Annotated in this window: 8 protein-coding genes and 2 pseudogenes; 8 read left to right on the forward strand and 2 right to left on the reverse strand. The window is 61.4% G+C overall.

The window, feature by feature from the left end; all coding sequences use genetic code 11:
- The first annotated feature begins 1,172 nt into the window (after positions 1-1,172).
- From C3L37_RS14745 to C3L37_RS14780, 8 genes and pseudogenes are all read left to right on the forward strand, one after another.
- Complete coding sequence (locus C3L37_RS14745; protein WP_146333928.1) at positions 1,173-1,772, forward strand: hypothetical protein; 600 nt, start codon at positions 1,173-1,175, stop codon at positions 1,770-1,772.
- Positions 1,773-2,824: 1,052 nt separating this feature from the next.
- Positions 2,825-3,028 (forward strand): hypothetical protein, encoded by a 204-nt coding sequence (locus tag C3L37_RS14750; RefSeq protein ID WP_129115379.1) that lies wholly within the window; start codon positions 2,825-2,827, stop codon positions 3,026-3,028.
- A gap of 119 nt (positions 3,029-3,147) precedes the next feature.
- Positions 3,148-4,515 (forward strand): phosphoglucosamine mutase, encoded by a 1,368-nt coding sequence (gene glmM, locus C3L37_RS14755; RefSeq protein ID WP_129115587.1) that lies wholly within the window; start codon positions 3,148-3,150, stop codon positions 4,513-4,515.
- Between the two features lie 598 nt (positions 4,516-5,113).
- The gene (glmU, locus tag C3L37_RS14760; RefSeq protein ID WP_129115380.1) at positions 5,114-6,295 is read left to right on the forward strand and encodes a bifunctional sugar-1-phosphate nucleotidylyltransferase/acetyltransferase; all 1,182 of its coding nucleotides are present in this window, start codon (positions 5,114-5,116) and stop codon (positions 6,293-6,295) included.
- Positions 6,296-6,350: 55 nt separating this feature from the next.
- A complete protein-coding gene (locus C3L37_RS14765; protein WP_129115381.1) occupies positions 6,351-7,874 on the forward strand; it encodes an oligosaccharide flippase family protein in 1,524 nt (507 codons plus the stop codon).
- 274 nt (positions 7,875-8,148) lie between these two features.
- Positions 8,149-8,820 carry a DUF7344 domain-containing protein gene (locus tag C3L37_RS14770; protein ID WP_129115382.1) on the forward strand — a complete coding sequence of 224 codons (672 nt, stop codon included), beginning with the start codon at positions 8,149-8,151 and terminating at the stop codon, positions 8,818-8,820.
- A gap of 204 nt (positions 8,821-9,024) precedes the next feature.
- Positions 9,025-9,384, forward strand: a pseudogene (gene tnpA, locus C3L37_RS14775) (IS200/IS605 family transposase).
- Positions 9,381-10,675: pseudogene (locus C3L37_RS14780) on the forward strand (RNA-guided endonuclease InsQ/TnpB family protein). The pseudogenes tnpA and C3L37_RS14780 overlap by 4 nt, the downstream one beginning before the upstream one ends.
- Positions 10,676-10,730: 55 nt before the next feature.
- On the opposite strand, the gene C3L37_RS14785 reads toward C3L37_RS14780, so the two are convergent.
- Together C3L37_RS14785 and glmS are read right to left on the reverse strand one after the other, a co-directional pair.
- Positions 10,731-12,446 (reverse strand): asparagine synthase-related protein, encoded by a 1,716-nt coding sequence (locus tag C3L37_RS14785; RefSeq protein ID WP_129115383.1) that lies wholly within the window; start codon positions 12,444-12,446, stop codon positions 10,731-10,733.
- Between the two features lie 30 nt (positions 12,447-12,476).
- Positions 12,477-14,285, reverse strand: a complete 1,809-nt coding sequence (glmS, locus tag C3L37_RS14790; protein ID WP_129115384.1) for a glutamine--fructose-6-phosphate transaminase (isomerizing) — start codon at positions 14,283-14,285, stop codon at positions 12,477-12,479.
- Positions 14,286-14,496: the final 211 nt, after the last annotated feature.

The raw sequence follows: 14,496 nt of genomic DNA on the forward strand, positions 1-14,496 counted from the left end.
GACGCGGGTATGCGCTCACATGATGTATCACCGTCGAGCACACGATCGCGGAACTAGAGGTGCCGAACGATCCGACGTTGATTGGATTTAACATCGGAGAGTCCAAACTCCTGACAGGCTGTGCCTATCGAGACGGTACTCCGACCCAGTCCCATATCTACAACGGTGGACGCACACGACATCTCCGCAAAGAGATGTTCACGACCCTCCGGCAGATTCAACGCGAGACGCTGCCGAGTGGAGCGTGGATGGGCAATTCGATCACTCCCAATACGCACTCACGAATAGTGTCGAGAAGACACTACGTATTTCCACATCGCTTGAGTTGTGCAAAATTCAAGGTAAAATAATCCTCACATCGAATTTCAGTCCAGAATATTTTCATCCTAATCAAAGCCGATTTTAGAATGCCATTTTGTGTCGTTGATCGGTTTATTCACCTAGTAACTAAGCTACTAGCACCCGGAGAGTAAATTGACGCCTCTCGTTCAGAGGGGTGTCAGACTGCACGGGTCGAGACGGAACAAGAGGGGCCCTACCTCCCACCCCTTGCCAGCCACCTCCCCTCCCTCCCACCCGTACCGTTTCTCGCAGTCTTTCGCGTCGTTCAGTATCACCGCCCAAGGCGCACTATCGGTGTCCTCATGCTCGGACGGTTCTCCCGTTGTGTCTGATGAAACGGATGCGTCGCTCGTCAAACTTCACGGGATAAATGTAACTCGGTAGTGAGTCCTCTTTCGCTCAGAGCGACGGTGCGACGATCGATTCGAGCATCCGCCATCTGCGTCCCGGCAGTTCCCGCCTTCCGACTCGACCGCGCGTGACCGGCTCATCGATCGCGTTCTCGCAGGTAGCACCGACCGAAGAAGCGGGTTCTGCGAACGAGCAGGGCCTTTCGAGAACACTTACGCGTCGGGTCGAGAGACCGCGTCGGCTTCGACTTATTTACCGTCTAATAAAGACCTCTGTCGTGCAAGGTCGGAACAAGGAAAACCATGCCGACCGCAGTTTCACGAACGGACGTGTGGGTACGGGGGAGACCGCGGAGCCGCGCGGTTGGCGAACAATCCTTCTGGGGTCGCCTTCCGCGTCGATTCAGCAGTGACGACCGATTCATTCAGGCCGGTCTCTTCGTCGCGGGCCTTTTGTTTTTTATCGGTGCCGTCGCGGTCGTGATAGGTATTCCGGGCTCATCCGGAATGATTCCGGGTCCCGACGACGCGACCCCGGTTCCGGAGACGGACTCCGACATGAACAACACCTCAACGCCAGAGGAAGAATCGGAAACGCCGGGGGGAGAGAACGAAGAGACAGCAACGCAGACGGCGACGCCAGAAACGCAAACCGACACTCCGACGCCAGAGCCGTCTACCGGAACCCAGTCTACCGAAGAACCGTTTACTGGAACCCAGTCTACCGAAGAACCGTTTACTGGAACCCAGTCTACCGAAGAACCGTTTACTGGAACCCAGTCTACCGAAGAACCGTCTACCGAAACCCCGAAATGGACGACCGAGGACAATTCCTCGATTTTCGACCCGCCGAATCAGGGGAACAATAGCGACGGTAACAACACAAACGGCGGAAATAACGACGGAGATGACACTGACGACAGTGACGACGGTTCCTCCAACGATCAAACTACGACCGCCGAACCAACGCAAGACAGCTCCTCGGACGGGTCGAATAGTACGCTCTTCGGCGGATCGAACGATACGTTGGGGAACGACACGGGGGTCTCGATAGACCCGAGTCCGACATTCAACGATTAGCTTAACCGAGGTGCTAAGCCCCCTTCCTCGCCGAGCGCCGAAGGCACGAGTAGGGAGGGAAGACAGCGTTCACAAGAGCTTCGCTCTTGTGTGCGAACGAGACGCTGCGCGTCTCGTCAACGTCGCGAGAAGCCGTAGGCTTCTGGTTGGCAGCCAGAACGCTTCCGCGTTCTGGCGACGCCCGCACAGTTCTCAAACGTGTTCGGTAGCAGTCCCATAGGCCCACGCAATTGGTAACTTTTTGCGTTAGAGTGCCGTACTAACTACCGAACCCAATGCAGTACGACCTCGATACAGGTTCGCATTCGACGGATTCGAACAGCAGACTACCGATATCGTGTTTTTCGTCAACTACCCCGCCCTGAGCGCCTTCAGCGCTCTGAGGACGAGGCTTGCGTGGCTTGGGTCGGGAGTTGTGGTCCCGGACCGACTTGTGTGCCGATGCGGTCGGTCGGCAGAGGCACTTTAATTGGACGTGACTTCGGCGACTTCGCGGCCGGCCGAGTCGGCTCGGAGCGGTCGCGTCGTCGGTCCGTCCTTTGGGGCCGGGTGACGGCGGCCTGTCCATCCCGAGATACCGTCCCTTTGCCTCCCGCACTATCGGTATCGGCACCCTTTGCAGGGCTGTCTGAAGCCCGGTATGGACTACAGAAGACGACGGGCCAGCAGATACTCACTGTTTCGTCCTGCTTTGCAACGCGATTCCTCCCCTCCCTCCTCGCGGCTCCTTCGTCGCCGCTCGGTGAGGAAGGGAATTCCTCACTACCGCCCGTTGAAATAGAGAATTCGTCATCGGCGTTGGGGAGGATGTCATTGTTATTCATTTCACTCTCAGTACAGTTCCGTCTTCAAACCGGAACTTCATATTCGGCTCGAATCCCAAATTTGGCGGACAATCGCCCTAAACGCCGCGATTCCGGCTCAATAGCACCGAAGGTTTAAGCCGTTCCTGTCGTAGAAGTAGATACGACAGCTTCGACTCAGCGCATCGATCAGATTGACCTCGTCCGGCCGGAGGAGCGGCACGGGCGGCACGCGAGGGGGTGAACGACATGAGCCAGAATATCCACGAGGCACGAACCGAAGAATGGCCGGATTTCGCGCTCGAGTTCACGTTCAACCCGCGGGACTCGACGCTCGAAGATCGGTTCGATCCCGACGAAGTCGTGATTTTCGAACCCGGAGGGAGGGGTATCGGCACGCGCTGGATCTCCGGAAAACGACGGTCGTTCGTCGCGGTCGACGAACTCCGGTGAACGCGAATGCGACGCGACTGACCGATACGTCGGGGAGTAGTCCGTCACTCTCTGCGATTTTGGGCGCATTACGATTGCCATAACCAAGGCGGTGGATCGTCAGCGTACACGCAATGACACTGTTCGGAACGAGCGGCATCCGGGGACCCGTCGGCGAAGACGTGACGGCCGAGCTAGCGCTGTCTGTCGGCCGGGCGATCGCCTCTGAGGGTGCAGGGACTATCGTCGTTGGGCGCGATCCGCGCGACAGCGGACGGATGCTCGCCGACGCCGCGACGGCCGGCGTGCGCGAGTGCGGAGCCGACGTTGTCGATCTCGGCGTAGTGGCGACGCCGACGCTCGCGCGGAGCGTCGGGTGGTACGACGCCGACGCGGGGATCATGGTGACCGCCTCGCACAACCCCGCGCCGGACAACGGATTGAAGCTCTGGAATCCGTCGGGCCAGGCGTTCGACACCGACCAGCGTGCCGCGATGGAAGCGCGAATCGAAGCCGGCGAGTACGCCCTTCGACCATGGGACGAACTCGGCGAGCGATCGTTCGAAGACGCCGCGACGGCGCGCCACGTCGACGAACTCGTTGCGGCGATTCAGACAGGGGACAAGTTCGAGAGAAGTCTAACGGGGAGAGACGAGAACGGACCGCTCTCGGGCCTCTCGGTCGCCGTCGACCTGGGCAACGGTGCCGGCGGACTCACCGTCGACGCGCTCTCGGCGCTCGGCGCGCACGTGACGACGCTCAACGCGCAACCCGACGGACGATTCCCCGGCCGTCCGAGCGAGCCGACAGGGGAGAACTGCCGGGCGCTGTGCGAGTTCGTCGCGAGCACCGACGCGGACCTCGGCATCGCCCACGACGGCGACGCGGATCGGATGCGCGCCGTCACGGAGTCCGGCCGATTCATCCAGGGAGACGTCCAGCTCGCGCTGTTCGCGCGCTCGGTCGTCGACGAGGGCATGCGCGTCGCGGCTCCGGTCAACATCAGTCTCGCGGTCGACGACGAACTGGCGGCGAGGGGTGCGTCGCTCGTGCGCACGCGCGTCGGTGACGTGTTCGTCGCCGAGCGAGCGACCGAATCGGACGTCGTCTTCGGCGGCGAGTCCAGCGGCGCGTGGATCTGGCCGGAGGAGACGCTCTGCCCCGACGGCCCGCTGGCGGCCTGCAAGCTCGCCACTCTCGCCGCTGAGAGCGGGTCGCTCGACGCGCTCGTCTCGGAGATCGAGTCGTACCCGCTCCGCCGCGGCAGCGTCGAACTCGACGACAAGTACGGCGTGATGGACCGAGTCGAGGAGGCGATCGTCGCCGAGTACGACGACGACCGGCTGACGACGATCGACGGCGTCCATGTCGTCTTCGACGACGGGTGGTTCCTGATCCGCGCCAGTGGAACTCAGCCGATCGTCCGGCTCACGGCCGAGGCCCGGAGCGAGCAGCGGGCGGACGAACTGCTCGATCGGGCGGCGGCGTTCGTGGAACGCGCTCGCTAGAAGATATTTGCCTGAATTGAGACACGAAGGCCTCTTCCTTACCGAGCGAGCGAGTAGGGAGGGGATACAGAGCCCGCACAGTTCACGTTCACTGTCTGGGCATATTTACTACCCGTGCAGTCGAGCGGGAAGTAAGACCCTTATCACGTTTCCACTGGCGTTCAAACGCGACAAGAAGCGTGCATCGGCGGTTGTGGCCCGAGTGTCGAGACGGTAAGAGTGGTTCACTCCGACCCGCCCAGCAAGGGAACCGCCTGCGGAGTCTGGAACCGCTGTGCCTTCGAGTGCACGTGCCGACGCAAACACAGGAAGCCCAGACCTCAAGGAGCGCCCGAAGGGCGCGAGTAGGTAGGGGTAGTTCACTCACGAATGGCAGTGTCGTGGCACGGAGCCACGCCGCTCGGTGTGACTGTCGATTGGGGGTTTCGACCTTCGAACGAGACTCCCCCTCCCCGATCGTGTGAAACACGCACTAAGGTCCGTGCTACCCAGCTTAAGTCAGCTCCATCTATCGGTTTCGTCTCAACTCGATGCCGAGAATCCGTTAGCGGGCCCATAATAATGGGCGCATGAGTAGTACCGTCCTGGTACTTAGACTATGCAGGCAGTTATCCTTGCGGCTGGCCAGGGAACCCGAATTCGACCTCTCTCAGACGCGATACCGAAGCCGATGCTGCCCGTCGCGGACCGTCCCATCGTCGCCCACGTCGCCGACGCCGCCGTCGCGGGCGGTGCGGACGAGCTGATCTTCGTCGTCGGCTACCTCAACGAGCAGGTCCGCGAGTACTTCGGGGAGGAATACGCCGGCGTGCCGGCTCGCTACGTCGAACAGGAGGATCAACTCGGAACCGCCGACGCGGTCAACACCGCCCGGGAGTGGATCGACGGCTCGTTCGCGGTGCTGAACGGCGACAATCTCTACGACCCGGAAAGCGTCGCGATGCTCTTCGACCGCGCCCCGAGCATCGGCGCATACACCGTCGAGAACCCGACGAACTATGGGGTACTCTCGACGAACGGCGAGACCGTCACCGCCATCGTCGAAAAGCCGGCCGACCCGCCGACGAACCTCGCGAACGCCGGGGCTTACGTCTTTCCTGAGGAAGCGCGCGAATATCTCGACGTCCCCGAGAGCGAGCGCGGCGAGCACGAGATCACGGACGTCGTAGAGCGCGTTGTCGGCGAACACGACGTGACGGCGGTGACCCTCTCCCGCTGGCTCGACGTCGGTCGTCCCTGGGAGCTTTTAGAGGCCAACGAACTCCTCTTGGGCGAATTGGAGCGCGACCTCGTCGGCGACGTCTCCGAGGACGCGGAACTGCGCGGGAAGGTCGTCGTTGAGGAGGGCGCGACGGTTGAACCAGGTGTGGTCATCGAGGGGCCGGCGCTCGTCCGCGCCGGCGCGAAGGTGGGTCCGAACGCGTACGTCCGGGGGGCGACCCTCGTCGGCGAGGACGCCCGCATCGGGCACGGGGTCGAGGTCAAAAACAGCGTCCTGATGGCGGGCGCGCACGTCTCGCACCTCTCGTACGTGGGCGACAGCCTCCTCGGGCGGGACGTGAACTTCGGTGCCGGCACGAACGTCGCGAACCTCCGTCACGACGACGAGCCGGTGACGCTGACGGTGAAAGGCGAGCGCGTCTCGACCGGCCGCCGAAAGTTCGGCGTCGTCGCCGGCCACGGCGCGAAAACCGGCATCAACACGAGCCTCAACCCGGGTTTGACCCTCTCTTCGGGCGCGACGACGCTGCCCGGCGAGACGGTGCTGAGGGACCGTTGACGAAGCGACTGAGGGCTACCACGCCCTAAAAGGACTATCAACCCCGCGAAACATCGTGCAACGAAATTTAGTCACCGCGTTCACGTGGATGGCCGGCGGACGGGTTCTCGCCCTCATCGTCTCCGCTCTCGCCGCACCGCTTCTGTTCCGTTTCCTCGGGCAGGGACAGTACGGCGAGTACGGATCGGTCATCGCCATCTTCAACATCCTCATGATCCTCGTGAGTTCGGGGATCAACGGCGGGGTCCGCAAGTACATCTCCGAAGAGCGCGAGTCGGACACGTGGAAGGACTTCGTCTTCGCATACTACTTCCGCATCGCCCTCATGATGGCGCTTCTCGCGGCGCTCTCGCTGGCGGTGGGCGCGTACACCGGAATCCTGTCCGATCTCATGAGCGCGGACTACACCCTGTACTTCTACTTGCTTTCGATCCTCATGCTCGCGGCCCAACTGCGCGAGTACAGCCGACGCGCGCTTCTGGGGCTGAAGCTCGAACACCTCGGCGAGGGGATGTACTTCCTCTATCAGATCACGTTCAGCGTTACGGCCGTCGGGCTGGCGTGGCTCGGCTACGGGGTCGTCGGCGTGATTCTCGGGTACATCATCTCCAGTCTGGTCGTCTTCTTCTGTTCGATGTTCTTCCTTCGGAAGTATATCTCGCTCAGGCGGTTGTTTAAGCCGATTCCCGACGACTTTCCGAAGCGAGAGTTATTCAACTTCAACCACTACTCCACGCTCTATTACTTCCTGCTCACGTCGATGTACCACGTTGACGTGGTCCTCCTCGACATGATGATCGTCTCAGAACAGGTTGGTGCGTACAAGGCGGTGCTGGTGATCGTTGAGTTCCTCTGGTTCGCCCCTAAAACGGTGCAGTCGATCCTCGTCCACTCCACGTCGAACATGTGGTACCAGGGCCAGATCGAGCGCATCCAGGAACTGGCCTCCCGATCGACCCGGTATGCGCTTCTCCTCACGACGCTCATGGGTATCGGACTCGGCGCACTTGCGGGCGATTTCTTTCCGCTCTACTACGGTGCGGACGCATCAGAAATGGTCCCGCCGCTTCTCGTACTGCTCCCAGGAACCATCGGGTTCGCCATCGCGCGGCCGCTCCTGTCGATCAACCTCGCAAAGGGTGAGATGAAGATCGTCATCTTCGCCGTGACAATCGCGGCGGCGATCAACCTGACACTCAACGTGCTGCTCATCCCGCGCTTCGGGACCGTCGGTGCGGCGATCGGGACTACGTGCGGGTATGGCTCGCTTCCGTTCCTCCAGGTGTGGGTCGGACGACACCTCGGGTACAACCCGTTCGTGGACATCCGCTTCGGCCGCATCGCGCTGACGTCGCTCGGAGCGGCCGTCCCGATCGTGGGGCTCTCGCTCCTCATTGACAACTCGCTGCTCGCGCTTCTCGTCGTCCCGCCGGTCGGCTTCGTCGCTTACTCGGCGCTCGCGATCGCCACCGGCGCGATTTCACTCGACGAGATCTTCGAGATCCTCGGATCGTTCCCCGAACCGGTCTCCTCGAAGGCCGCGGCACTACGGGGACGTGTCAACTCACGCGGCGATTAGCACCTGTCGAGTGCGTATTGATGGGTGATATCTCGAGACATGACCGAAAAAGTTTAATTTACTTCACACGTCGAACGAACGTCTCCACGACCAGTTCCGATCGTCTGACGTGAGTCACACCAATATCAGATAACAAATTGTTTCGACTTCCAATAAACGGTTATCAACAGACGGCGGCGGATTGTTCACCTGAACAGGGATCTGATGAAACAGTCTGTAACGATCGGGAGAGTGCGATTAGTTTAATATCCGTCCTGTAAATATGGCACTACACATGACTGCCACGCAGTCTGGTGGTACGTCCCCCGCGACGATTACCAGGGAGGAGGAATCGGCTCGACCCGTCGAGCTTGCGAAGGATGAGCTGTTTCACATTCTACAGAACCAGCGGCGACGATATGTGCTCCGATACCTGCAAGGGCGCGACGAGCAGGTCCGGATGCGCGACGTCGCAGAGCAGGTCGCCGCTTGGGAACACGAGACAACCGTGCAGGCGCTCACGACCGATGAGCGCCAGCGCGTGTACATCTCGCTGTATCAGTGTCACCTGCCTAAACTCGCCGACGAAGGCGTGATCGAGTACAATCAGTCCCGTGGTCACGTCGTCCGTACTTCGCTCGCGGATCAACTCGATCCGTATCTCGACGCGACCGCCCGGACCGAGACGTCGAGCGCACCGGCCGCCTCTACCGCGACTGACCCGGCCGACGCGACCGAACGATCGATTGAGTCAGAGCGTGATAGCCCCGTCCCCGCGCGAGCCGACGACACGCGCTGGCTCGGCTACTACCTCGGCGCGACGGGTATCGGCATCGCTCTCCTCACCGCCGTCAGATTAAGTCCCGCCGCGTTCGCCGGCGTTTCCGACCTCGCGATCGGTGCCGCCATCCTCGGACTGTTCTCGATACTGACGATGTGGCAACTGTTCGACAGACCTTCGAACTGATCGACCGACGATCGTTCGGTGGCCGGCGGGAGTCAAGCAGTCGTCGATGGCTGGCTGATGACCGATTACCGGATTCAGGCGAGAAAGCCTACGGCACTAGTTGCGGGTATATGACTTCTATCTTTAATCAGCGAGAGAATCCCGCCATTTACGGCGGGGAGGATGTCACCAATGCCTCGTGGATACAGCAGGGAATAGACTTCAATCCACAACCTGCACTACCATTTCATCTAGTGCCCGAAGTACCGCAAGGCAGTGCTCACCGACGACGTACACGACCGTCTCAAAGCTCTCATCCATGAAAAGGCGGACGAACTCGGCGTGGCCATCATCAGTTTGTCCATCCAGCCCGACCACGTTCATCTGTTCATCGAGGGCAACCCGAAGCTTGCACCGAACAAAATCATCCAGCAGGTCAAAGGCTACTAGTCGCGCGTTCTCCGCGATGAGTTCGGAAGCATGGGTTTGCCGTCGGTGTGGACCCGAAGCTACTTTGTGTCCCCTGCCGGTACAGTGTCGGACGAAATCATCGAGGAATACACCGAGGCGCAAACAGGCCAATGAAGCGCGTCAACACCTTCCGAGTCGTTCCCCGTTCCGACGCGGACGTTGAGTGCCTTCGGCGGGTGTTGGACGCTTCGGCAAGCCTTTGGAATCAGTTGAACTACGAGCGTCGGCAGAATTTCACCGACCCAGAAATCGACAAGTCGGTATGGGAAACCGAGGACTACCGCAAACAGTATGTCGGAGTTCTCGGCAGTGCGATGGCTCAACAGGTGATTCGAAAGAACGACCAAGCGTGGCATTCGTTCTTCAAGCGCAAGGAATCCGGCGAGAAGTGAGCGGACTTCTCGGCTACTGGGGCAACGAGGAAGAAAGGCGCGACCTTCGGTCGTACATCCGCAGCGACCAGTACCGACTTCGGTGGGCTACCGGCAGCAGCAACCAGTCAATACTCGAAATATCGGTCGGCAAAGACCTGAAAGACGAGTTCGACATCGGGCACCGCGAACGGCTCCGCTTCGAAGTGCGAGGCGAACCGAAGTGGACGGGCGACCAGTGTCAACTCGAACTTTTCTACGACGAGCGTTCCGACCAATTCAGGGCCATCCAACCTGTTAAAAACTGTTCTCGGCAGGATTCACCATTAGTCGACGAAACGACTGCTCTGGACGTGGGCGCGAACAACATCGTCGCGTGCAGTACGACCACTTGCAAACAGTTCTTGTACGAAGGGAGGGACGTGTTCACCCACTTCCGCGAGACGACGGAACGAATCACCAAGTATCAGTCGCTCGTCAATCGTGACGAAGGACGGTATTCGACCAACAGGATACGGCGACTGTATCGGAAGTGAATGGCCCGGCGAGACCATGCGATGGACGCACTCGCCCGCGACTTGATGGAGCGCCTTCACGTCGAAGGCGTTTCGACCGTCTTCGTCGGCGACCTCACGAGTGTTCTCGAAACCCACTGGTCGGTCGAAGTAAACGCGAAAACGCACAACTTCTGGGCGTTTCGCGCGTTCATCAACCGGCTTGCATACACAGTCGAGGAATACGGTATCACCGTCGAAGCACGGTCGGAAGCGTGGACCTCCCAAGAGTGTCCCGACTGCGGCGAACGCGACGAGACTGTTCACCACCGCGATACGCTCATGTGTCCGTGTGGCTTCGAGGGCCACGCGGACCTCACGGCGTCAGAGACGTTCCTGAATCGGTAAATGAGCAACGAAGTAGGGGCGATGGCACGTCCCGTACGCCTCAAGTAGGACGCCCACACCTGGGCGGAGTCACCACACTCTCGTCCGAACGAGATCCGCCCGCACCAGCAAAAAACCTTCGTCGGCGCTTAGACCCCGATCGGAGGAATCCCACGTCTAAAGACGTGGGAGGATGTCAATTCGACAGTCAGTCGGAGGTGACGTCGTGCTCTCTGAGCTCGTACTGCGGCGGACAGAGGATCTGATCGGGCGTACAGCGCGACTCGCCGGTCGCGAACTCGATCCACGTCGTGAGGTCGTTCATTCGAAGCTTGACGCGCGGCGGGAGTCGGTGGACCTCCTCGTAGCCCGGGAACAGCTTCTGGTCGAGGTTGTTCCGGTCGTAGATCTCCTGCTTGTCGGGCCAGGAGCTCTCGAATGCCGGCACGCCCGGGATCTTCTCACGGAGGAACTTCTCGATCTGGTTGAGCCGGAAGGAGTCGTGTGGACGGTCAGGCGGCTGGTACCTGAGGATGTCGTCGTCGAGCTTCCGAAGCGCCTTCAGGAACGTCCGGTTGTTCCGATGTTCCGGCGGCGTCTGCAGGTGCCAGTCGATGAGGTCGCGATCGACGGCGACGAAACTCTCGACGTAGTTGTCCGCGAGGTGCTCGCGGAACGGAAGCGTCGGTTTCTGCTTGATCGCAAAAAGGTCCATCGCGTTGTACTTCGAGTCGGTCCGATCGAAGCACGCGTCGTACTGCGGCTGGATCACGTCGTGTGCGAACTCCTCCGCGCTGTCGGCGTCGATCATGCCGCAGCCCGAAAAGAGCACGTCGTCGTCGCCGAGGAAGCCGAACTTCGTCGAAAAGTGCTTCGACACGTCGGGGTTCGCTTCGAGCCCTCGCAGCGGGAACGTTCGATCGAACAGCTCGAACCCCTTCCCTGGCAGAAAGAAGCCGCGGAACAGGGTGTCGAACAGCATCCCGTGATAGATCGTGTCGACGTCGATCTCGTCGACGTTACCACGGTGGTGAATGTGGAGCGACTCGCGGACCCCCTGCGAGTACTGGACGATCTCCGGGCGCGTATCCAGATAGCGGTTCGTCACCGCCAGCGTCCGGTGGTCGATCCCGTACTGCGCGGCCAGCTTCCTCGAAACGTCGACCTCCGCGCAGCCGGGCCGCCCGATCGTGTACCCGATATCGATCCGCGGGTGCTGCGAGAGGATCGCCCGCGAGTCATAGCCGGCGCTCAGGAGCAACCCCTTCCTGCCCGGGAGGTCGATCCGGCGCTTTATCGCCCGCCGGAGCCGCCGAGCGAGTTCGTCCGCGTAGTCGAACTCCCGGGGCTCGTAGACGAACCGCCGGAGCTCGCCAGTCCCGCCGGCTGTGAGATACCCGTCGAATGGAACGCGGTGAAGTTCCTTGAACGCCGTCCTGTCGTCGAACGCGATGCCGAAGTGCGTGACCTCCGTGAGCGTCCGGCCGTTCAGTGTCGGATCGGGGATCGTCTGTGCGACCGTCGAGGCGTCGGTCCCGAACACGCGAACGCCCGGCGCGTCCGTGTAGTAACACTCCCACGAGCGGATGGCGTCAGTCGCGACCTTCGCGTCGCCGTCGTGCTCGACGAACACCAAATACGAGCCGTTGAGTCGATCGAACGCCTCCTCGCCGATCTCCGCGTACCGTCGCAACAACCGCTCCGCCGGGGAGCCGATCTGCTTTTCCGGGACGAGTTCGCCCCAGATGATGCAGCTCCCCTCGTCGCCGTGATACGAGTCGCTCCTGCCGGGCAGTCCGTACCCGAGATCTCTGATTCCGACCGTTGCGTGCTCCGTGGACACCACCTTGCCGAAGCGGTGCGGGCTACAGAACCGCGTGAACTGTGCCCGATCCCCGAACACGCCGAACAGTTCGTTCCTCATCGTCGGTAGTGTCGATCGCCTCCGCTGCGGTTACTCCACTGTAACACTCTTTGCAAGGTTCCGTGGTTTGTCGATCTCGCGTCCAAGGAGGTTCGCGGTGTAGTAGGAGACAAGTTGGAGCTGGACGTTCGCCAGCAACCCCGCGAGGTCGGGGTGCGTCTTCGGCACCCACAGCACACTGTCGGCGACGTCACCGACGTCTGTCCCGTCGGGCGCGACGGCGACGATGTTTGCGCCCCTGGTGTGCGCCTCCTCGGCGTTCTTTCGCGTCTCTTCGCCGTTCGTCCCGGTGAACAGCGCGAACACCGCCGTCTCGTCGGTCACGAGCGCGAGCGGGCCGTGCTTGAGTTCGCCGGACGCGAATCCCTCGGCGTGTTCGTACGTGATCTCCTTGAACTTCAGCGCTCCCTCCAGCGCGACCGGGAACTCGTTGTCCCGGCCGATGAAGAAGTACGAGCGCTTGTCGAGGTACTTCTCGCTGATCTCCCGGGCCCGCGTCGTCTCCAACACCTTCTCGATGTGGGTGGGTAGTCGCCGCAGTTCGGCGAAGAACTCCGCGGCGTCCTCGCGGGGGCGGCCCCGTTCGAGATCCTCCGCGAGCCGGTGTCCGAGCAGCGTGAGCGTGACGACCTGCGAGGAGAATGTCTTGGTCGCGGCGACGCCGATTTCCGGGCCCGCTCGGATATACAGGGCGTGATCGGCCTGGCGAGCGGCACTCGACCCGACGACGTTCGTCACGGCGACTGTCTCGGCCCCCGCGTCCTGCGCGGCCCGGAGCGCGCTCATCGTGTCCGCGGTTTCGCCGCTCTGGGTCACGGCGACGACGAGCGTCCGATCCGTGACCGTCGTCGTGTCGTACTCGCTCGCGAGGTTCGCGTGCGCTCGAATTCCCGCCCGTCGGAGCAACTGAACGCCGTAGAGCGCGGCGTGGTAGGAGGTGCCGCAGGCGACGAACTCGACCTCGTCGATGTCCTCGAACGTCCCCGGCGGGAACTCTTCGAGGTGAATTGATCCATCGTCGCCGATCCGTCCGGCGATGGTGTTCGCGATGGAGTCGGCTTGCTCGTTGATTTCCTTGAGCATGTAGTGGGTGTACTCTCCCTTACCGGTCTCCTCGGCGCTCCACTCGACCGTCTCGACGTCGCGATCGACGACGTTTCCCTCCCTGTCCGTGAGCATCAGTTCACCCGGTCGCACCTTCGCGAACTCGCCGTCTTCGATGTAGATCACCTCGTCCGTGAAGTCGAGAAAGGCGGGCACGTCGCTCGCGAGATAGTACCGATCATCGTCGACGCCGATGACGAGGGGGGAGTCCTGCCGAGCAGCGTAGACGGTGTCAGTGCCGTTGATCATGAGCGCGATTGCGTAACTGCCGTCGAGTTCGCCGATGGCGGTCTTGAACGCGTCTTCGACGTCCAGCCCCTCGTCGAGGTGGTGTTCGACGAGATGTGGGATCACCTCGGTGTCGGTCTCGCTTTTGAACTCGTAGCCCTCGGCCGCCAGCCGCCGTCGGATCGACTCGTAGTTCTCAATGATGCCGTTGTGGACGACGACCACCCGATCGGTGCGGCTCGTGTGAGGGTGGGCGTTCGCGTCCGTCGGCGGGCCGTGCGTGCTCCAGCGCGTGTGGCCGATGCCGACCGTCCCGTTCGGTACGTCGCGGGCGATCGTGTTCTTCAGCTCGCTGATCTTGCCGGCCTTCTTGCGGACGGCGATACCCGTCCCATTCTGGACCGCGATTCCAGCGGAGTCGTATCCGCGATACTCCAGGTTTTCGAGGCCGGTCAGTAGCTCGCCGACCGCGTCGTCGGACCCGATGCACGCAATGATTCCGCACATCAGCGATACCCCTCCTGCGTCGGTTTCGTGCTTTTCTCGGCGGGCGTCCCGCCACCCGTTCGGTCGTGCAAGCCCGGTCGAATCATAGTTTCGCGTTCACGTTCTCCTTCGCGCCTCCCGAAGCGAGGAGGCTGCGATTCCGTGACAGTCGGTACTGCTGATATACCCATTATTATACGCGGGCTAACGGAACGGTCGCCGATTCCGACCG

The sequence above is a fragment of the Halegenticoccus tardaugens genome, assembly GCF_004116405.1.
Lineage (GTDB): Archaea > Halobacteriota > Halobacteria > Halobacteriales > Haloferacaceae > Halegenticoccus > Halegenticoccus tardaugens.